Below are 20,513 nucleotides of genomic sequence, written 5' to 3'. Positions count from 1 at the left end.
TACGCGAACGGAGCCCGGGACGCAGCAAGGAACACGGCTCCCCGCCAGGTCAGAACCCGGGTGGCGGAACCTTTGACCGTGCGGTACGCCGGGGAGCTGCGCGACAGCAGCCGTGCGCCAGGGAGCCGGACAACGGTCTCCGGGCACGGAAAGTCGCGTTCCAGTGCACAGGGTCGGCACCCGGCGTGGACACCGGGACCTCGGCACAGGTACGTCAACACCGGGTGCCGCCCGCCACGGGGCGTCAGCCGGGGGCGCGTGGGGCGCAGGGGTGTCAGCGCACGGGATCCAGGAAACCTTCCTCCACCAGGAGCCGGATGGCCTGCGGGGTGCGATCGCGCAGCAGTACGGGATCCTCGGCCATCAACTGGGCGATGGCGTCCAGGATCCGCCCCGCCGGCAGCGAACCGTCGCAGACGCCCGCGAACCCGGCCCCGACCGCGTCGACCTTGGTCGCACGGCGCATACCGCGGTGCTGACGCAGCACCACGTGCTCGGGATCCTCCGCACCCGGCAGCCCGACCTGCTCCTGCACCACCTCTGCCGCGAGGGTGAAACGCGCGGCCAGCAACGCCGCGTCGTCGTGCTCACGCAGATAGTCCTGCCGGGCGAAGTGCGCCTCGACGGCGGGCCCGAGAGGCTGCTCCACGGCGTGCGGCCACTCCTCGACGACGACCGAGGCATGCCCGGCATCGGCCGCGGCGGACCTGCGGAGCGTGATCCAGCCGAAGCCGACGGCCTTCGTACGGCGGGCCTCGAACTCGTCCAGCCAGGCCTCGTACCGCTCGGCGTACCGCTCGGGATCGGCGCGGTGGTCGCCGCTGTCGCGCAGCCAGAGCTCGGCGTACTGCGTGATGTCCTGCACCTCACGCTGCACGATCCAGGCGTCGCAGCCCGCGGGGACCCAGGAGCGGACACGGTCCTGCCACTCCTCGCCCTCGACGTGCTGCCAGTTGGCCAGAAACTGTGCGTATCCACCCTGGTTGAGCCGCTCCCCCGCCTGCCGCACGAGCGTCCGGCACAGGTCGTCGCCGCCCATACCGCCGTCGCGGTACGTCAGCCGGGCTCCGGGCGAGATGACGAAGGGCGGGTTGGACACGATCAGGTCGTACGTCTCCGTGCCGACCGGCTCGAAGAGGGAGCCCTCCCGCAGATCGGCGGGCGCCGCCCCGGACAGGGCGAGAGTGAGGCGGGTGAATTCCAGCGCACGCGGGTTGACGTCCGTGGCCGTGACCCGGGTGGCGTGCTGGGCGGCGTGCAACGCCTGGATCCCGGAACCCGTACCCAGGTCCAGGGCGGAGGTGACGGGCTCGCGCACGGTGATCCCGGCGAGCGTGGTGGACGCCCCGCCGACTCCCAGGACGACCCCTTCCTCGTGCGAGCCGATGCCGCCGGCCCCGCCGACCGCGCACCCCAGGTCGGAGACGATGAACCAGTCCTGGCCCTCCGGCCCGCCGTAGGGCCGCACGTCGACGGTGGCACGGACCAGGTCGCCTTCAGGGACCAGCCAGCCGTCCTCCAGGCACTCCTCCAGCGGGATCGCGGCGGCTGCTGCCTCAGCCGGCACGGTGCGCTGGAGGAGGAACAGCCGCACCAGCGTGTCGAGCGGCGTGTCCCCCCGGGTGGCGCGGAGCGCGGGGACGGTCTCGCTGCGGGCCAGCGCGGCGTACGCGGGCGCACCGAGCCGTTCGAGGAGGCCGTCGGCCGTGAAGGCGGCGGCGATCAGGGCTTCGCGGAGCCGGAGCGCGCGGTCGGATGCGGGGAGACTGGTCGTACTCACCCGACCATTGTGGCCGCTCGCACCGACAACGGCAGCGGCCCGGCCCCCTCGACGGGTGACCGGGCCTCCGCGGACGGCCTGCGCCCTGCTGCCTGCCGGCAGCCGCTACGCCTTGACGGTCGCCGAGGGTGAGGCGGGCTTGTCGGCCGAACCGGACGGCGCGGGGGCGGGCGGCGCCGAGCCGGTCGGCTTCTGGCAGCCCTTCTGCTTGGCCATCGCGGAACCGACCTCGCCGGACTGCAGCTTCTTCAGCGCCTGGTCACCGTTGGTGCTGATCTTGTTCAGCTCGTCGGCGATCCCCTTGAGGCCGTCGGCGAACTCCGCCTGGTCCTCCGTGTCGAGTGCGTCGACCTTCGTCTTCAGCTCGGCGTAGGCCGCGGAGGAGGCGTTCAGCTCCTTCACCGCCTCCTTCTGCGTGGTCTCACCACCGTCGACGGGCGGCGCACCGGCCGAATGCACGGCCGTACCCAGCGCCTTGTAGGCCTGCGAGATCTGCTGGAAGGCAGCCGAGTCGGTCGCCTGGACGTCGGCGGGCTTGCTGTTGTCGGCCGTCTGCTGCTGGATCGAGGCATTGGCGTTCGCGATCTTCTGCAGCTGCGGCTGCACCTGGTCGCAGACCTTCTTCGCCCAGTCGTTCACCTTGTTGTCGCTGTCGTCGCTGCAGCCCGACAGCGTCAGTACGAGTACCGCACCGCCGGACAGTGCGGCTGCAAGCTTCTTGTTCACCGGATGGGATCCCTTCCAAGGCTCTCGGCCCCGGAACTTACACGCCACGTGGGCGACATTCAGGCGCCCGCCATCCCATTTGTAATCTTTTGAAGCCATTTGCACCAAGGGAAATGAGGGAGATACCACTCGCTTCCTCTCCCGGACGCCCGCAGAAGCGTCACCCCTGCCCCCATGGCACGCCCCGTGCCGAAGCGGCGGGTGACGCGTCAGAACGCGCCGCCCGCCGCCTCGCTGAGCCGACGTCACCCCACAGGCCGTCTCCGGTGGGTCATGCCGTTCACGAAACAGCAGCGGGATCGGTGGACTTGACGGGACCGCCCCCTCCTCCGCCGTCGTCGCCCGGCCCCTCGTCCTCCCCTACGGCGATGCCACGGCGCTTGGACACGTAGACCGCGGCGATGACGACGACGAGCGCGATGACGGCCACCACCGCCCGCACGGGCGCGCTCGCGTCGTCGCCGTAACTGAACTGCACCACGGCGGGCGCGATGAGGAGCGCCACGAGGTTCATCACCTTGAGGAGCGGGTTGATGGCCGGGCCCGCCGTGTCCTTGAACGGGTCGCCGACCGTGTCGCCGATCACCGTCGCCTCATGTGCCTCGCTGCCCTTGCCGCCATGGTGTCCGTCCTCGACGAGCTTCTTGGCGTTGTCCCACGCGCCACCCGAGTTGGCGAGGAAGACGGCCATCAGCGTGCCGGTGGCGATCGCCCCCGCCAGATAGGAGCCCAGCGCCCCGACCCCGAGGGTGAATCCGACGGCGATCGGCGCCAGGACCGCCAGCAGACCGGGCGTGGCCAGCTCGCGCAGCGCGTCCTTCGTGCAGATGTCGACGACACGGCCGTACTCCGGCTTCTCCGTGCCGCCCATGATCCCGGGGTGCTCGCGGAACTGTCGCCGCACCTCGTAGACCACGGATCCCGCCGAACGGGAGACCGCGTTGATGGCCAGCCCGGAGAAGAGGAAGACGACCGCGGCCCCGAGGATCAGGCCGACCAGATTGTTCGGCTGCGAGATGTCCAGACTCAGCCCCAGCTCCCCCGCCCCGGCTCCCACATCGTCCACCGCCGTGGCGATCGCGTCCCGGTACGAGCCGAAGAGCGCCGCTGCCGCCAGGACCGCCGTGGCGATCGCGATGCCCTTGGTGATGGCCTTGGTGGTGTTGCCGACCGCGTCCAGGTCGGTGAGGACCTGGGCGCCGGCGCCCGTCACGTCCCCGGACATCTCGGCGATGCCCTGGGCGTTGTCCGAGACCGGGCCGAAGGTGTCCATCGCGACGATGACGCCCACCGTGGTGAGCAGACCCGTCCCGGCCAGGGCCACCGCGAAGAGCGCCAGCATGATGGACGTACCACCGAGCAGGAAGGCGCCGTAGACGCCGAGACCGATCAGGAGCGCGGTGTAGACGGCCGACTCCAGGCCGATGGAGATGCCGGCGAGGATGACGGTCGCCGGGCCGGTCAGCGAGGACTTCCCGATGTCCCGGACCGGCCGCCGGCCCGTCTCGGTGAAGTAGCCGGTGAGCTGCTGGATGAGGGCGGCGAGCACGATCCCGATGGCGACGGCGACCAGGGCGAAGACACGGGGGTCACCCCCGTGCGAGGTGATGGCGCCGTCGGTGACCCCGTCCAGTTCGGCGTACGTGGACGGGAGGTAGACGAACACGGCCACGGCCACCAGCACGAGCGAGACCACCGCGGAGACGAAGAACCCGCGGTTGATGGCGCTCATCCCGCTGCGGTCGGCGCGCCTGGGGGCGACCGCGAAGATCCCGATCATCGCGGTGACGACGCCGATCGCGGGAACCATCAGCGGGAAGGCGAGCCCCGCGTCCCCGAAGGCGACCTTGCCCAGGATCAGAGCGGCCACGAGCGTCACGGCGTACGACTCGAAGAGGTCGGCCGCCATGCCCGCGCAGTCACCGACGTTGTCACCCACGTTGTCGGCGATGGTGGCCGCATTGCGTGGGTCGTCCTCCGGGATCCCCTGCTCCACCTTGCCCACGAGGTCGGCGCCCACGTCGGCGGCCTTGGTGAAGATGCCACCGCCGACCCTCATGAACATGGCGATCAGTGCGGCACCGAGCCCGAATCCCTCGAGCACCTTGGGCGCGTCGGCGGCGTAGACGAGCACCACGCAGGAGGCACCGAGCAGACCGAGGCCCACCGTGATCATTCCGACCACGCCCCCCGTACGAAAGGCGATCTTCATCGCTTTGTGCGAGACGGCGGTGAGATCCTTTTCCGGCTCACCCTCCGCAGGGGTCGCCTCACGCGCGGCAGCGGCCACACGCACATTGCTGCGCACGGCGAGCCGCATACCGATGTATCCGGTGGCTGCCGAGAAAAGCGCACCCACCAGGAAGAACAGCGAGCGCCCGATGCGCTGCGACCAGGTGTCCGCCGGAAGCAGCAGAAGCAGGAAGAACACGACGACGGCGAAGATGCCGACGGTACGCAGTTGCCGGGCCAGATAGGCATTCGCGCCTTCCTGGACGGCAGCCGCGATCTCTTTCATGCGTTCGGTGCCTTCACCCGCGGCCAGCACCTGGCGCACGAGCAGCTGGGCGACGACCAGCGCGGCAAGGGCGACGACCGCCACGACGACGACGATCAGCCGATTGCCATCGGTGAGTACTGCGGCCGCGAGTGAGGTGGAACGGCCTGAAGGGACGGATACGTGCGCCAGTTCTGCCAGTGGGGTGGTGAGGATCTCCGCCATACGTCCTCCTTGACGCTGAGCGCTCAAGACGTGGACGGATTGTAGGGAGCAAAACCTGATCAAGACAGTGGGTGGTCAATGAAATCGACTTTCGTCCACCCAATGGCAAATGATCTCGGACGCAATTGAACCCGAATGCAGTAATGGGGCAGAGGTGTGGCGCATGCAAATTCTCGGAGATCACGGATCACGCGAAAAGAAAAATCCCCTGCTCAGCAGGGCCCGAAATCCCGATCACCTCCGGCGTGGGTGAGCCGCTGGATACGCCGCACGGGGGCGCGGGGGCGGGGCGGGGCGGCGCGGGGCGGTATGGGGTGCGGGGGCGGGGCGGGGGCGGCGTGTGGCTGGTAGCCGGGCCGGAACCGCTGTTGGCGCGCCTGGCGGCTCCTCGGAAGCCGACGGAGGTATCTCGGCACCGGAAGCCCTCCGGGTACCGCTGCGGTCAGGGCAGCCAGGGTGCCGGCGAAGGCGCGGAGAGGGTGACAACCGCCGGTGGTCGAAGGGCGGCGCCGGTGGCGGCCCAGGGGCCGGGGGACGCCGGTTGCCGCAGGAGCGGAGAGGGGGCGGACGCCGGTTGCCGCGGAGCGGTGGCGGTGGCGGACACGGAAGGCCGGAGGCTGGGGCGGACGCCGGTTATCGAGGGGCGGGGGTGCGGAGAACCGAGGGTGGCGTGGGGGTCATGCCGACGGCACACAACGGTGCGCCGATGGGCAGAGCACGGGCGAGATACAGCGGGGGCACCGGCCAGACAGGGGCGCCGACGGGACGGGCCAACGACGAGACGGGCTGGGCTGCCGGCACGGAGGGCCGGGCTACCGGCGACACGAAGGCGCTGGCCGACAGCGGGGCCGCCGGCGGGCACCTGGGCGCCGGTCGGGCAGCGGGCGCCGGTCGGGCAACGGTCCTCGCGCGGCGAGGCTGAGGCCGCCCGGATTCGCGGCATCCACGCAGGACACCGCTACCGAGACGCGGCTGAGAAGTCCTGGCCAGGCACTCGGCTGATCGGCTGACCGGCGGGCCTGCTCCGGTAGGTGGCCCAAGAGCGAGAGGCAGGACCAGGTGTCCTGCGACCGAGGGTCAGGGCCGGGGGTTCAGGGAAGTGCCACGGCCGTGGTCGTCGGCCAGGTCATACGGATGACTCCGCCGTCGGGCCCAGCGAGGACCTCCACGTCGTCGACCAGACCGCTGATGACCGCGAGGCCCATCTCGTCCTCGCTGTCCGCCTCCGGCTCTGCCTCGTCCGGACCTGCGCCGCCGGGCGAGCCGGGCCCTGAGGCCTCAGCGCCCGAAGCAAGGAGGCCGTCGCCCACCTCGATGGAGAACGCTTTCTCCTCCTCGGTCAGAACGACGGAGACCGGAGCAGAGATGTCGTGGCTCCGATGGAGTCCGACCGCACGGCTGCACGCCTCGCCGACCGCGAGTCTCACTTCGTCGAGCACCGCCTCATCGACGCCTGCCCGGCGTGCCACGGCGGCTGCCACGAGGCGGGCCGTCCTGACGTGTTCGGGCTGAGCGCTGAAGCGGAGTTCAACGGTTGGCATGGCCATCCCCCTCAAACCTACGGACGTGCATCTCAGGGGCCCGGGCGTGGCGCCCGGTACCCCTGCTCTCATTCTTCTCCGGAAACCGACGAAGCCGGCAGCCGACCCCAAAGGCCGACCGCCTGCTCATGGCGGCTGTCTGCTGCCGCCTGCCGGTCTGTCACTGCGTGCCTGCCGACCCTGGAGGGATCGGCGTGCGCCGACCGTCAGTCGGTTGCCGCGACAGCCTCGTCGACCGTGGTGTGGATGGGAAACACCTTGGTCAGACCTGTGATCCGGAAAATCTTGAGAATGCGCTCCTGGTTGCACACCAGTCGCAGCGAGCCCTCATGGGCCCGGACACGCTTCAAGCCGCCAACGAGCACGCCGAGGCCGGTGGAGTCGAGGAAGTCGACGCCTTCCATGTCGACAACCAGGTGGTAGCTGCCGTCATTCACCAACTCGACCAACTGCTCGCGCAGCTTGGGCGCGGTATACACATCAATCTCGCCACCGACCTCGACGACCGTACGGTCGCCACCAGGGCCGGACACATTGCGAGTCGACAGGGACAGGTCCACGGATCCTCCAGCACCTTGCTATCGAGCGGTCGCCCCTCGGTCTCCCCGACGGAGGCCAGGGGACGGATCGCCAGCCGCGATGGCATTCAATCACTTACCAGCAGCCATGCACGACGCCTTGGGACCATTGTCCGTCACGCCAGTGACACACTCGGTGCCGATGGCCAAGAATCACCGCCCCAGTCGACCACCTGAGAACCCGGGCTCGCGCCCCTCTCCCACGGTGGTTCTCGACCGGCTCGCCGCAGCGGCGGGCCGGGCAGCGCGCATCACTCATACGGAGCACTTGCCCCCGCGTGCGGGAACCCATGCCATCTGGCCGGACCGCATCCGGCCGGAGGTGATCTCGGCGATCGCCCGGGCCGGAATCGACCATCCGTGGACCCACCAGGCCACGGCGGCGGAGCACGCCCTGGACGGCGAGTCGGTCGTGATCGCTACCGGAACGGCGTCCGGCAAGTCGCTCGCCTACCTCGCTCCGGTACTGAGTGCCCTCCTGGACGGCTCGCAGGCCCCTAACGGCCGCGGCACGACCGCTCTGTACCTCGCGCCCACGAAAGCCCTGGCAGCTGACCAGCGCCGCGCCGTGAAGGCACTGGCCGCGCCTCTGGGCGCCGCGGTGCGTCCCGCCGTCTACGACGGCGACACGCCGGTCGAAGAACGCGAATGGGTGCGCCAGTACGCCAACTACGTGCTGACCAACCCCGACATGCTCCACAGGGGCATACTCCCCTCCCACCCTCGCTGGGCATCCTTCCTCCGCTCGCTGCGCTTCGTGGTGATCGACGAGTGCCACACCTACCGGGGTGTCTTCGGCTCCCATGTCGCCCAGGTGCTGCGCCGTCTGCGCCGGCTGTGCGCGCGCTACGGCTCCGATCCCGTCTTCCTCCTCGCCTCCGCCACCGCGGCTCAGCCCTCGGTCGCCGCAGGCCGTCTCACCGGCCTGCCCGTCAGGGAGGTGTCCGACGACGCCTCACCGCGGGGCGAGATGGTCTTCGCACTCTGGGAGCCCCCGCTGACCGAGCTGCACGGGGAGAAGGGGGCTCCAGTCCGCCGCACCGCGACGGCCGAGACGGCCGACCTCCTGACCGATCTGACCCTGCAGGGCGTCCGCTCGGTCGCGTTCGTACGCTCCCGGCGCGGCGCGGAGCTCATCTCCGTCATCGCGAAGGAACGGCTGGCCGAGGTGGACCGCTCCCTCCCCGGGCGGGTCGCGGCCTACCGCGGCGGCTATCTGCCCGAGGAACGAAGGGCCCTCGAACGGGCCCTGCACTCCGGTGACCTGCTCGGCCTCGCGGCGACGACCGCCCTCGAGCTCGGCATCGACGTCTCAGGCCTGGACGCCGTCATCATCTCCGGCTACCCGGGGACCCGCGCCTCCCTGTGGCAGCAGGCGGGCCGGGCCGGGCGTGCCGGGCAGGGCGCCCTGGCCGTTCTGGTGGCCCGCGACGACCCGCTGGACACCTTCCTCGTCCACCATCCCGAGGCGCTGTTCCAGCAACCGGTGGAGTCCACGGTCCTGGACCCTGACAACCCGTACGTGCTCGCCCCGCACCTGTGCGCGGCAGCCGCCGAACTCCCGCTGACCGAGACCGATATCGCCCTCTTCGGTCCCGCCGTGCCCGAGCTGCTGCCGCAGCTGGAGGCCGCGAAGCTGCTGCGCAGGCGGACGACGGGCTGGCACTGGACCCGCCGAGAACGCGCGGCCGACCTCACCGACATCCGCGGAGGGGGCGGCCGTCCGGTCCAGATCGTCGAGGAGGGCACCGGCCGGCTCCTGGGAACCGTCGACGAATCCGCCGCGCACACCACCGTCCACGAAGGCGCCGTCCACCTCCATCAGGGCCGGACGTATCTGGTGCGACGACTGGATCTGGAGGATTCGGTGGCCCTGGTCGAGGAAGCCGCCCCTCCCTACTCGACGAACGCCCGCGACACGACCGCCATCACCGTCCTGGAGACCGACACAGAGATTCCCTGGGGCGACGGCCGGCTCTGTTTCGGCTCGGTTGAGGTGACCAACCAGGTCGTCTCCTTCCTGCGCCGCAGGCTGATCACCGGGGAGGTGCTGGGCGAGACCAAACTCGACCTGCCGCCCCGCACCCTGCGTACCCGGGCCGTGTGGTGGACGGTCACCGAGGACCAGCTCGACGCCGCCCGGATCAGCCCCGAGATCCTGGGCGGGGCGCTGCACGCAGCCGAACACGCCTCCATCGGCATGCTGCCGCTCTTCGCCACGTGCGACCGATGGGACATCGGCGGCGTCTCCGTGCCGCTGCACCCGGACACTCTCCTTCCCACGGTGTTCGTGTACGACGGCCACCCCGGTGGCGCCGGCTTCGCCGAACGCGCCTTTCACACGGCCTGTACATGGCTCACTGCGACGCGTCAGGCCATCGCCTCCTGCGAGTGCGAGGCGGGCTGTCCGTCCTGCATCCAGTCCCCCAAGTGCGGCAACGGCAACGAGCCGCTGCACAAACGAGGCGCCGTACGCCTCCTGACCGAACTCCTCAGGACCGCCCCCGCCGACCCCGGGGAAGCCGGCCTGCCGGACGGAGGCAAGGGCTGAGATCACCTGCCTGAGGCGGCACCCTGGTGGGTGCCGGCGTCCCTCCGAGCCGACCACGCCCGGGTGGACGCCGGTCCCGCCGTACGGGGTGGGCCCACCTCGGCCTCCGGAGGCCCTGCTCTCGACCTGACCTCCGGCCTGTACGGGCCGAAGCGCGCCCGGGCGGTCACATCGGCGATCTCCCCCTGAATCGCACACCGCACCACCTCCGTGTCCTGGGCCCGGGCGACCTCGCGCGCCGCACCGCACGCTGTCTCCGTACCCCGCAGCGCCCGGTCAGCTGCGGCGAGTGCCGCCAGGTCCGCCGCCCCGCCGGCCTTGTGCCGGGTGGCCACGGCCTGGCCCAGACCCAGCACCACAGCGAACACCGCGCAGAGCGTCGTGGTGGTGACGGCCACCCACACCGTCGCCAGCCCTTGGTCACCGGTGACCGGTTGGGTTCTCCTCCCGCTCACAGACCCGTCTCCACGGTGTCCTCGGCCAACGCGACCGCTTCGGCGCCCAGTGTCAGAGCCAGCGGCCCGGGCCCGGGGGCCGGTGCCTCGACCCGCACCCGCCACAGCTCCCCCACCCGCTCCACGGCCACTCGCGCCCTGGCCGGCGCCGCTTCGCTCGCCGCGGCCCGGACCATGCCCTCCGGCTCCGACCGGGCCGCAGCCCGCGCCCCGGCCCGCGCGGCGTCCACGCATCGAATCTGGTCCGCCGCAGCCACCAGTGCCCAGACGAGCGCCAGGACGAAGGCCACCAGCACGGGCAGGGCCATCGCGGCCTCCGCAGCCACCGCCCCCCGGTCACTTCCCCGGCCCCGTCCCTGGCACGATGCCTCAGAACTTCGCCGCGGTGCCTCAGAACTTCGCATCGAGCGCGTCCTTGATCAGCGCCTGAAGCGCCGAGAGCACGGCACCGCTCGTCACGACCTTGTAGAGCACCGCCGCGAACGCGCAGGCGGCGATGGTGCCCACCGCGTACTCGGAGGTCGTCATCCCTCGGTCCAAGGCGTGGCGTCGAACACGCCCTCCGAACCTGTCCTCCCAGACCCGGCGTGCCGCAGTCAACGCCCGTCCCACGACTTTTCCACCCATCACGACCCCCACATTTCTTGGATTCGACAGATTCGAAAGATTCGGCAATGTGCTCGGAAATGGAGCTGGAACTGCGCTCTGGCCCCTGCTGCCGTGCCCAGCGCTGGACACCGCCCAGCCCGGACACGGGTTGCTCCTGGGGCCGGCCCGGGTCCGTGAGGACCGGACACCGCCCGACGGAGGCCGTCATCCGGCGGGGAGCCGACGAACACCGGCCCGGCTGCATCGGCTTCGGTCGCCGCCCGCAGACATGCAGGCTCGGCCCGGCCTTTTCGTTCAGCGGTGATGCAACAAGCCGGTCGCCAGTCCGATCACCACGGGTGCCACTCCCACCGCCAGGAATGCAGGAAGGAAGCAGAGCCCGACCGGCGCGGTGATCAGCACCCCGGCTCGTTGGGCTCGGGCCACGGCTGCGCTCGCCCGCTCGGCCCGCATTTCGTCGGCCAGTCCGGAAACCGGCTCGGCCGCCGGAGCCCCCGTCGACCCGGCCCGCTCGAGGCAACGGGCGAGAGGAGCGGCGCCCGGTATCGCACCGAACCGGCCCCATGCCTCGGCGGGTTCGCCTCCCAGCCGGATCTCCGCAGCGGTGCGAGCGAGCTGATCGCCGACCGCACCGCCCACCGACTCCCCGACCGCCTCCGCCGCGTCCCGCGGTCCGGCGCCCGCCGAGAGACAGGCTGCCAGCAGGTCCGCGACCAGCGGCAACTGCCTCGCAACGAGAGCGACCTCCGCTTCCCGCCCAGCCGATCCGCGTCCCTTTCCGGAGCGTTGCCACCGCCACACCCCGTATGCCGCGGCCAGCCCCGCAGCGCCACCCACCGATCCGCCGACGAGGATCCAGCCGACAGCCCCGGCCGCCACGGGCGGCGCCCATCGCCGGGCACGGAGCAGAGCTGACCTCCGCACGCCCAGCCGGCCGAGACGGGGCCCGGGGGTGGGGAGCCCGGACAACAGCGCCCTTCGTCTCCGTATCGCCCTCTCGTGGCGTCGCCCGGTCGACACGAGAGCGAGATACACGGCTGTGCCGAGCGCTGCGCCGACCACGCCTGCCACCCCCAACAGCGCATCCACGTCCCGCGTTCCGTTCATCCGGCCTCCCCTGACCGCACGATCCGCGATGCCCAGAGAAGCCCCGCGGTCTCCAGCGCTCCTCCTGTCAGCAGGCAGACCAGACCGCCCGGACTGTGCAGGAGCACCCCGAGCGGGTCCGCCCCGAGAGCCGCTCCGAGCCCCAGGCCCACCAGCGGCAGCAACGCCAGCACCGCCACCGTCGACCAGGCACCTGCCAACTGGGCGCGAAGTTCCTCCCTGTGGCGCCGCTCCGCCCTCAGCGCGCTCTCCAGCCGTGTCAAGCCCGCCGCGAGGCCTGCTCCGCCGTCCACAGCCACCCGCCAGCAGGCAGCCACCCCCGCGAGTCCTTCGGAGCCGGGCCGGGACGCCGCCTGGAGCAGGGCTTCCGGCACGTCCCCTCCGAACCGCGCCGCGGCCAGCACCGCGGACTCGGCGGTCCCCAGGGCGCCGGCGTTCCGCCCGGCCGTGAGCAGAGCCTGCCCGGGCTCATGACCTGCCCGGAGCTCCGCAGCCACCGCACCGCAGAGTGCAGTCACCGCGTCGGCGGCGTGCTCCCGCTCACGTCGCCGCGCCCTGCGCCGTGTCCAGCGCCGTGCCAGCGGAACCGCCACAGCCCCCGCGAGCAAGGGCAGCACCGAATCCCCCACAAGGGCGAGAAGTGCCGCCACAGGGGCGCACAGCCATTCCCTTCGCTCGAGGCAGAGCGTGCGGAGTCTCGCCCATCCCGCAGCGCCACGAAGCTCCAGCCGCGCCCTCGGCAGCATCGCCCGTGCTCGTCGCGCCCCCGGGTCCCTCGCCACGGCGATACCGCCTGCCAGCCCGGCGCAGACCGCCATCACCCACACCGAGACCTGTACCGAGGCACCGGGCACCGCGGCGCTCACGGGTGGGGCCCGATCAGCGCCAAGCCGATCAGCGACCCGAGCTGCTCCCAACCCCGCTCCGGCACGAACCCGTCCGCGCCCCAGCGCAGCGCGGGCACCGTGACCACCAGGCCTGCCGCGTCGCGCTCGAGCACGTGGACTTCGGAGAGCCGCCGTCGGCCGCCGCTGTCCCGCACGAGGTGGACCACCACGGAGAGCGCTGCCGCGAGCTGACTGTGCAGGGCCGCCCGGTCGAGTCCCGCGGCCGTCCCCAGTGCCTCCAGACGCGCCGGAACGTGCTCCGCGGCATTCGCATGGACCGTGCCGCAACCGCCTTCATGCCCGGTGTTCAGGGCTGCCAGCAACTCCGTCACCTCAGCGCCCCGGACCTCCCCCACCACCAGCCGGTCGGGACGCATGCGCAGCGCCTGGCGCACGAGGTCCCGCAGGGTCACCCGGCCCGCACCCTCCTGGTTGGCGGGGCGTGACTCCAGGCGCACCACATGAGGGTGGTCCGGCCGCAGTTCGGCCGAGTCCTCGGCGAGCACGAGACGCTCCCTCTCCCCGACGGCACCCAGCAGACTCGACAGCAGTGTCGTCTTTCCGGCGCCCGTACCCCCACTGATCAGGTACGAGACCCGGGCCTCCACCAGTGCCCTGAGCAGGTGGTCACCACCGGGCGGGAGCGTCCCGGCCTGGACGAGTTCCGCCAGTGTGAAAGCCCTGGGCCGCACCACCCGCAGCGAGAGACACGTCGAACCCACGGCCACCGGCGGCAGAACTGCGTGCATGCGCGTCCCGTCAGGCAAACGGGCGTCCACCCAGGGCCGAGCGTCGTCGAGGCGCCGACCCGCGACCGCGGCAAGCCTCTGAGCCAGCCTCCGGACCGCCGTCGCGTCCTGGAACGTGACCCGGGTCAGTTCCAGGCCCGCGCCCCGGTCCACCCATACCCGGTCGGGGGCTGACACCAGGACGTCGGTCACCGCCGGATCCGCCAGCAGCCGCTCGAGAACCCCCGTGCCGACCAGCTCGCCGCGCAGTTCCTTCGCCGCGCCGAGCACCTCCGCGTCGCCGAGCAGACGGCCCTGCTCCCTCAGCGCGGCGGCAACCCCGGCGGGAGTGGGCGCAGCACCGCTGCGAGCCAGCCGCTGCCGCACGGCGTCGAGAAGCGCGTCGGTCATGACGCCCCTCCGCCGGAGTGCCGCGCGGGAACGCCCTCGAGACGGCCGGACCCGTCCGCTCGCTCCCAAAATTCCGTACAGAAGCGCGCCAGCACGCTCCGTGAGTTGCTGCCCGGCGGCATACCGCCGTCCAGAGCCGAGGACAGCCCCGGCTCCAGGGGCAGGTCGCCGACGAGCGGCAGCTCCAGCGCCTGGGCCACCCACCGGTCGTCCAGGCCCGCCGTGTAAGGGCCTCGTGCCACGACCCGCAGGTCGTCCAGCACCGCGCCGGCAGCTGCAGACACCCTCCGGGCCGCGGCCACCGCCCTCAACTCGCCGGGCACGACCAGCAGCCCGACGTCGAGCTGTGCCAGAACTTCCGTCACGCTCTCGTCGAAGCGCCGCGGCAGATCCACCACCACCACTCCGCCCAGCCGACGCGCTGCGGCCAGCACCGACTGCATGGCTTGCGGAGGCACGGACGCCTCGTCCCCCCTGCCCCAGCTGAGCACCCGCAGGCCATGCAGCGCGGGCAGGGACTCCTCCAGCGCCCTGCCACCCAACCGGCCCCTCGAACGGGCGAAATCAGGCCACCGCAGCCCTTCGGATTCCTCTCCGCCGAGCAGAACGTCGATGCCGCCCCCCAAGGGGTCCCCGTCGATCAGCATGGTCCGTCTGTCCGACCTGGCCGCCGTCACGGCAAGGGCGCAGGCCAGTGTGGACGCGCCCGCTCCGCCACGCCCTCCCAGCACTCCCACGGTGAGTGCCGGTCTGCCCACCCCCTCGGCGGCATTGGCGATCTGGTCGACGAGCCAGTCCTCGGATTCAGGCAGCCGCAGCACGTACTCGGCGCCGATCTCCACGGCACGCCGCCAGACGTCCGGCTCCGCCCGGTCCCGTCCGACGAGCATGAGCCCGCGCCTCCGGGATGCCCCCAGGCAGCGCCGGGCCGCGTCGTCGCCCACGAGGACCAAAGGAGCCCGCTCCCAGCGGCCCTTCTCCTGCGGCAGCCCGTGAAGTACCTCGGGCACCGCCCCGGCCGCCGCGCACAGCCTGAGCAGATCGTCCAGCAGATCCGCGTCCTCGGTCACGATCATCGGCCCGCCGGCTCGCCGGTCGACTGCCGGCAGGCCTACGTCCGCGAAAGATCCAGCCACGATCTCCGCCCCCTTCTCGCTGTCCCTCCAGTGCGGTTTCGCGGCGGCCTCGGACCGATCCCGAGACGCGCGATTCCGGAACCCGCGGACTTCACGGGTGGAATCAACATGCAACGCCTCGGAAAAACATGTGGATCTTGCTCAAAAACTGTGGACAACCGCAGCCCTGTGAATATCTCGGTAGCTCGTACAGGGGACTTTCGGAGCGCAGCCCTTCCACTACGCACCGTGACGAGCGATGATCGAGGGGCCCCCGGGCCAATACAGGCAACGGGGCGACAAGGGGGCACCGCAAGCCGAGCCCTGGGCAGAAAACGCGTCCGGACATGCGACGACCCCCGCCGGGGGGGAGAGCGGGGGTCGTCCCCACGGCCGACTCGGGGGGGGAGGAGCCGGACCGGGTTAGCACGGTCGCGAACGATCCGTGACTTCCATGGTGTACCCGAGCGCCTTCTCAGGCAAACCCGCCAACCGGACTTTACGCCGAATGGCGGGCCCCTATGCTCACCTTTGTGGAAAATTGCTTCTCGCCGCGCACAGCAGCCTTCTTTGACCTGGACAAGACGGTCATTGCGAAGTCATCGACGCTCACCTTCAGCAAGTCCTTCTACCAGGGCGGACTGATCAACCGCCGCGCCGTACTGCGCACCGCGTACACACAGTTCGTGTTCCTTGCCGGGGGCGCCGACCACGATCAGATGGAGCGGATGCGCCAATACCTGTCGGCGCTCTGCAAGGGATGGAACGTCCAGCAGGTCAAGGAGCTCGTCGCCGAGACCCTGCACGACCTGATCGACCCGATCATCTACGACGAGGCGGCAACCCTCATCGAGGAGCATCACACGGCAGGGCGCGACGTGGTCATCGTCTCGACCTCCGGCGCCGAAGTCGTCGAACCGATCGGGGAACTGCTCGGCGCCGACCGGGTCGTCGCGACCCGCATGGTCATCGGGGACGACGGCTGCTTCACGGGCGAGATCGAGTACTACGCCTACGGCCCGACCAAGGCGGAGGCGGTCAAGGCCCTCGCGGAGTCCGAGGGCTACGACCTCTCCCGTTGTTACGCCTACAGCGACTCGATCACCGACGTGCCGATGCTGGAAGCGGTCGGCCACCCCCACGCCGTCAATCCGGACCGCGCACTGCGCCGTGAAGCCACACTCCGCGAGTGGCCGATTCTCGTCTTCGACCGGCCGGTGCGGCTCAAGCAGCGTCTGCCCGCGTTCTCCATGCCGCCACGACCGGCACTGGTGGCGGCAGCCGCGCTGGGTGCGGCAGCGATCACAGCCGGGCTGGTCTGGTACGCCAACCGCCGCCGCTCCGCAGCGGCCGCCACCTGAGAAGAGGCCCAGCGAGCGGAAGGCGCCTGAGCCCCGGACGGCGTCTTACCGCGACGCCCGAATCTGCACCGTTTGAACCTAAAAGTAAAGAAGTGCGGGCAGGACTTCCACTCCCCCTCGGCCTGGAGTACAAAGGATTCAACGGCCCGCGAGACCAAGGACATCCGAGAGGATCACCTTTTCACGCACATACGGCCCCACGGACCGAGCACGAAAGCCGAGCACCCACGCGACGTCGACCCGTCGATTACGGGCCAGCCGCACCAGGTGACGGGCAATGATCCCGGCCTGATGGGCATGTATCGAGGACGCTTGGTAACTGGGCGGACGTGCCAGCGGCGGTACCGGAAACGGTGCCGCCGCAACCCTTTCGGGCCGCTCACGCCCTCGCGGGATGCTCTCGCGTCACGCCGCCCCGCGCTGCAGCGCCTCGCACACCGCCGTGGACTCCCGGACCCCGAGTTCGACCGAGTGCCCACAATGGGCGATCCACGCGGCCATGCCCTCCGGGGCACCCGAGAGGTACCCCTCGAAAGCAGCCACGTAAGCGGCCCGCCCCTGCTCGGCGTGCCCGACCTCGGCAGGGCAGATCGACTTTGGATCAAGACCGCTGCCGATCAGCACGACACGCTCGGCGGTCCGGGCGACCAGGCCGTTGTGCGAGCCGAAGGGCCGCAAGGCCAGAAGTTCGCCGTGCACGACGGCGGCCATGACCAGCGCCGGCGCCGCACTTCCGGTGATGATCAGCTGCGACAGCCCTTCGAGCCGCCCGGACACCTCCGTGGCACTCGGGAGAGGCGCTTCGAGCAACGGCTCGTCGACACGCTCGCCCGCCAGCCGGGGCCTGCCGACCGTATCGTCCGGGGTCACCCCGCCCGCTGCCACCAGATGCAGCCGAGCCAGCACGCGAAGCGGTGACTGACGCCAGATGGAGAGGAGCTGCCCCGCTTCAGCCGTGAGCCTCAGGGCGGCGCCCACGGTGCGCGCCTCGATGTCGCCGCTGAAGTCCGTGCGCCGGCGCACCTCCTCGAGATTCCAGTCGGCGCCCGAGAGCGCCGCCGAACCCCTGGCTCCGCGCAGGGCGGCCTCCGCGGTGACCTCATTGCTACGGCGCCGCATCACCCGGTGCCCGTAGACACGGTCCACAGCCTTGCGTACGGAGTCCACCGCGTCGCCGACCCCGGGCAGAGCCCCGAGAGCGGCAAGCGGATCCGAGGAAGTCGTACTCATAAGTAGGGAGGCTACGCGCACCCGGTGCGGATACTGCCCGCGAGTGGCCATCTTCACCAACCTCGACAGCACAGAGCGATTGAGCGGCTACCCTAGGTGAACATGAAGATCGCTTTCGTAGGGAAGGGCGGCAGCGGCAAGACGACGCTGTCCTCGCTCTTCATCCGCCACCTCGCCGCCAATGAAGCCCACGTCATCGCGGTGGACGCCGACATCAATCAGCACCTCGGGGCCGCGCTCGGCCTCGACGAGAGCGAGGCGGCCGCACTGCCGGCCATGGGCGCCCAGCTGCCTCTCATCAAGGACTACCTCAGGGGAAGCAACCCCCGCATCGCATCCGCGGAAACGATGATCAAGACCACGCCCCCCGGAGAGGGCTCGCGACTGCTGCGCGTCCGCGAGGACAACCCGGTCTACGACGCCTGCGCCCGCACGGTCCGCCTCGACGACGGCGACATCCGTCTGATGGCCACCGGGCCCTTCACCGAGTCGGATCTGGGTGTCGCCTGCTACCACTCCAAGGTCGGGGCGGTCGAGCTCTGCCTGAACCACCTGGTCGACGGACCGGACGAGTACGTGGTGGTGGACATGACGGCGGGTTCGGATTCCTTCGCGTCAGGCCTGTTCACCCGCTTCGACATGACCTTCCTGGTGGCCGAGCCCACCAGAAAGGGCGTCTCCGTCTACCGCCAGTACAAGGAGTACGCCCGGGACTTCGGTGTCGCCCTGAAGGTGGTGGGCAACAAGGTGCACGGCCAGGACGACCTCGATTTCCTGCGCGCGGAGGTCGGCGAGGACCTGCTGGTAGGAATCGGCCACTCGGACTGGGTACGGACGATGGAGAAGGGCCGGCCGGCGCCGTTCGAGCTGCTGGAGGCGGACAACCGGATGGCACTGCAGTCCCTGCAGGACGTCGCGGAGGACTCGTACGAGCTGCGCGACTGGGAGCGCTACACGCGCCAGATGGTGCACTTCCACCTGAAGAACGCCGAGAGCTGGGGCAACGAGAAGACGGGTGCCGACCTGGCTGCCCAGGTCGACCCCGCCTTCGTCCTGCATGAGCACTCCACCGCCGCGGGCGCAGCCCAGCCGGCATGACCGACGGGAGCGGAGCCGGGGCGGCCCTACTCCGCGCCGCTGCCTGCCCCCTGGCCTGCCGGCTGATCCGCCGGCCTGGCAGGCACGGGGCTGGCCGCGGGCTTGCCCGGAGCCGTCCCCGCGAGGAAGGCGGGCCAACCCGGCTTCGGCGCTTCGCCCACCTTCAGCGTCCCGAGCTTGGCGAGCGTCGCCGGGTCCTGCGCGTCGAGCCAGTCGGCGAGCTGGCGGAAGGAGACGCACCGCACGTCCTGCTGCGTGCACACGGTCTTGATCGTTTCCTCCACGGCGCGCATGTAGGTGCCGCCGTTCCAGGATTCGAAGTGGTTACCGATGATCAGTGGGGCACGATTGCCGTTGTAGGCGCGGCCGAACGCCTGAAGCAGGCCGTCCCGCATCTGGTTGCCCCAGTAGGAGTGCTGGCCCGGGTCGCCCTGGGTCTTCGTCCCGGACTGGTTGAACATGAAGTTGTAGTCCATCGAGAGCGTCTCGAACGCGCGACCCGGCACAGGGACGAGTTGCAGGGGGAGATCCCAGATCCCGTCCTTCTTCGCGGGCCAGACCTGGTTGCCGACGCCACTGGAGTCGTAGCGGAACCCCATGGTCCGCGCCGCCGCGACCATGTTCTTCTGCCCCTCCAGGCATGGGGTGCGGGCGCCGATCAGTTCCTTGTCGTAGTCGAAGGGCAGGGGCGCCTCGGCCTTGAGCGCCGGGGCGTTGGTCTTCCAGCCCTTCACGAAGGCCTTCGCCTGGCTGATCTCGCTCTTCCACTCCTCGACCGACCAGGTGCCGACCCCTCCGTCCGGGCCGCAGAAGTGCCCGTTGAAGTGCGTGCCGATCTCGTTCCCGTCCAGCCATGCGGCACGCAACTCCTTCAGCGTGGCGCGAATCCCCTCGGTGTCGTTGAAGCCGATGTCTGAGCGGCCCGCCGCATGCTGCGGCGGCTCGTAGAGCGCCTTCTTCTCCTCCGGCAGGAGGTACACACCGCTGAGGAAATACGTCATCTTCGCGTCGTACTTCTTGGCCACGGCGCGGAAGTGCGAGAACAGTTTCTGACTGTCCTCCCCGGCGCCGTCCCAGGAGAACACCACGAATTGCGGGGGCTTCTGGCCGGGCTTCAGGCGCTTGACCGCGGGAAGCTTTGGCTGGACACCGGTGAAAGCCGTGGAGCCGTCGCCGATGAGCTTGACCGCCCCCTTGGGCGCCGCGGCCGGGGAGTTCCCCTCCGCGCCCGGGGTCTGCTTCTTTACGCCTCCGGACCCGGGGCCGGCGACCCCCGCGTCCGGACCCGAGCAGCCGGCCAGGCCGGCGATCAGCGCCGTGACCACGGCACCCAGGGCGATCCGCTTCGTGGCGGCCATCATCCGTCCACCCTCTTCCTTGCAGGAGTCGTGCGTTGAAGTGCCGACGCGGCGCGGTCAACGTCACACGCGGCCCTGCTGGAATCAGTACGACAAGCCGGATGAAAAGCTGCTTATTCACTTCAAGGAGTGACTCACTGGGCTATTTGCTCGAAAGCATGGACACCCTTCTTTACTCTCCATTACGATTCGTTTACGGAGAGTTGAGAAATCCCGCCGCATCACCCCACCGCCGCACGCCGTGAACCACGGCCGC

17 protein-coding genes are annotated in these 20,513 nt (G+C 70.5%); 3 read left to right on the top strand and 14 right to left on the bottom strand.

What is annotated here, in order from left to right; all coding sequences use genetic code 11:
* Window positions 1–274: 274 nt before the first annotated feature.
* The 5 genes from ACFY8O_RS31085 to ACFY8O_RS31065 form a co-directional block, all read right to left on the bottom strand.
* Complete coding sequence (locus tag ACFY8O_RS31085) at window positions 275–1,780, bottom strand: DUF7059 domain-containing protein (protein ID WP_387908309.1); 1,506 nt, start codon at window positions 1,778–1,780, stop codon at window positions 275–277.
* A gap of 105 nt (window positions 1,781–1,885) precedes the next feature.
* The gene (locus ACFY8O_RS31080) at window positions 1,886–2,506 is read right to left on the bottom strand and encodes a small secreted protein (protein WP_387908306.1); all 621 of its coding nucleotides are present in this window, start codon (window positions 2,504–2,506) and stop codon (window positions 1,886–1,888) included.
* Window positions 2,507–2,786: 280 nt separating this feature from the next.
* Entirely contained in the window at window positions 2,787–5,228 is a 2,442-nt protein-coding gene (locus ACFY8O_RS31075; protein WP_387908303.1) for a sodium-translocating pyrophosphatase, read from the bottom strand.
* A 1,091-nt stretch (window positions 5,229–6,319) separates the two neighbouring features.
* Window positions 6,320–6,769: an ATP-binding protein gene (locus tag ACFY8O_RS31070; RefSeq protein ID WP_387908300.1), complete on the bottom strand. Its 450-nt coding sequence runs from the start codon at window positions 6,767–6,769 to the stop codon at window positions 6,320–6,322.
* 206 nt (window positions 6,770–6,975) lie between these two features.
* Window positions 6,976–7,329, bottom strand: coding sequence for an STAS domain-containing protein (locus ACFY8O_RS31065; RefSeq protein WP_003967428.1), 354 nt, complete (start codon window positions 7,327–7,329; stop codon window positions 6,976–6,978).
* A 79-nt stretch (window positions 7,330–7,408) separates the two neighbouring features.
* Here ACFY8O_RS31065 and ACFY8O_RS31060 point away from each other — a divergent pair, with 79 nt between their 5' ends.
* The gene (locus tag ACFY8O_RS31060; RefSeq protein ID WP_387908297.1) at window positions 7,409–9,898 is read left to right on the top strand and encodes a DEAD/DEAH box helicase; all 2,490 of its coding nucleotides are present in this window, start codon (window positions 7,409–7,411) and stop codon (window positions 9,896–9,898) included.
* A 2-nt stretch (window positions 9,899–9,900) separates the two neighbouring features.
* Here ACFY8O_RS31060 and ACFY8O_RS31055 read toward each other — a convergent pair whose 3' ends face one another.
* From ACFY8O_RS31055 to ssd, 7 genes are all read right to left on the bottom strand, one after another.
* Complete coding sequence (locus tag ACFY8O_RS31055) at window positions 9,901–10,353, bottom strand: Rv3654c family TadE-like protein (protein ID WP_387908294.1); 453 nt, start codon at window positions 10,351–10,353, stop codon at window positions 9,901–9,903.
* On the bottom strand, window positions 10,350–10,757 hold the full coding sequence (locus ACFY8O_RS31050) for a TadE family type IV pilus minor pilin (protein WP_387908291.1): 408 nt from the start codon (window positions 10,755–10,757) through the stop codon (window positions 10,350–10,352). Before ACFY8O_RS31050 ends, ACFY8O_RS31055 begins: the two co-directional genes overlap by 4 nt.
* On the bottom strand, window positions 10,744–10,980 hold the full coding sequence (locus ACFY8O_RS31045) for a DUF4244 domain-containing protein (RefSeq protein WP_145809492.1): 237 nt from the start codon (window positions 10,978–10,980) through the stop codon (window positions 10,744–10,746). The genes ACFY8O_RS31050 and ACFY8O_RS31045 overlap by 14 nt, the downstream gene beginning before the upstream one ends.
* 276 nt (window positions 10,981–11,256) lie before the next feature.
* Window positions 11,257–12,069, bottom strand: coding sequence for a type II secretion system F family protein (locus ACFY8O_RS31040; protein ID WP_387908287.1), 813 nt, complete (start codon window positions 12,067–12,069; stop codon window positions 11,257–11,259).
* Complete coding sequence (locus tag ACFY8O_RS31035) at window positions 12,066–12,887, bottom strand: type II secretion system F family protein (RefSeq protein ID WP_387908483.1); 822 nt, start codon at window positions 12,885–12,887, stop codon at window positions 12,066–12,068. Before ACFY8O_RS31035 ends, ACFY8O_RS31040 begins: the two co-directional genes overlap by 4 nt.
* 44 nt (window positions 12,888–12,931) lie before the next feature.
* Complete coding sequence (locus ACFY8O_RS31030) at window positions 12,932–14,095, bottom strand: TadA family conjugal transfer-associated ATPase (RefSeq protein WP_387908285.1); 1,164 nt, start codon at window positions 14,093–14,095, stop codon at window positions 12,932–12,934.
* Entirely contained in the window at window positions 14,092–15,231 is a 1,140-nt protein-coding gene (gene ssd, locus ACFY8O_RS31025) for a septum site-determining protein Ssd (RefSeq protein WP_387908282.1), read from the bottom strand. The genes ACFY8O_RS31030 and ssd overlap by 4 nt, the downstream gene beginning before the upstream one ends.
* A 500-nt stretch (window positions 15,232–15,731) precedes the next feature.
* Here ssd and ACFY8O_RS31020 point away from each other — a divergent pair, with 500 nt between their 5' ends.
* Window positions 15,732–16,571, top strand: a complete 840-nt coding sequence (locus ACFY8O_RS31020) for an HAD family hydrolase (protein ID WP_387908278.1) — start codon at window positions 15,732–15,734, stop codon at window positions 16,569–16,571.
* 405 nt (window positions 16,572–16,976) lie between these two features.
* On the opposite strand, the gene ACFY8O_RS31015 is transcribed toward ACFY8O_RS31020, so the two are convergent.
* The gene (locus ACFY8O_RS31015; RefSeq protein ID WP_387908275.1) at window positions 16,977–17,801 is read right to left on the bottom strand and encodes an oxidoreductase; all 825 of its coding nucleotides are present in this window, start codon (window positions 17,799–17,801) and stop codon (window positions 16,977–16,979) included.
* A gap of 96 nt (window positions 17,802–17,897) precedes the next feature.
* On the opposite strand from ACFY8O_RS31015, the gene ACFY8O_RS31010 reads away from it, so the two are divergent.
* A complete protein-coding gene (locus ACFY8O_RS31010) occupies window positions 17,898–18,899 on the top strand; it encodes an ATP-binding protein (RefSeq protein WP_145809487.1) in 1,002 nt (333 codons plus the stop codon).
* Between the two features lie 26 nt (window positions 18,900–18,925).
* Here the strand turns inward: ACFY8O_RS31010 and ACFY8O_RS31005 are convergent, their stop codons facing one another.
* Entirely contained in the window at window positions 18,926–20,260 is a 1,335-nt protein-coding gene (locus ACFY8O_RS31005) for a hypothetical protein (protein ID WP_387908271.1), read from the bottom strand.
* Window positions 20,261–20,513 lie beyond the last annotated feature (253 nt).

This window comes from Streptomyces argenteolus, assembly GCF_042902585.1.
In the GTDB taxonomy this organism is placed as follows: Bacteria; Actinomycetota; Actinomycetes; order Streptomycetales; family Streptomycetaceae; genus Streptomyces; species Streptomyces argenteolus.
Note: the sequence above shows the minus strand (reverse complement) of the source record. Positions and strands in the feature narration are given on the sequence as shown.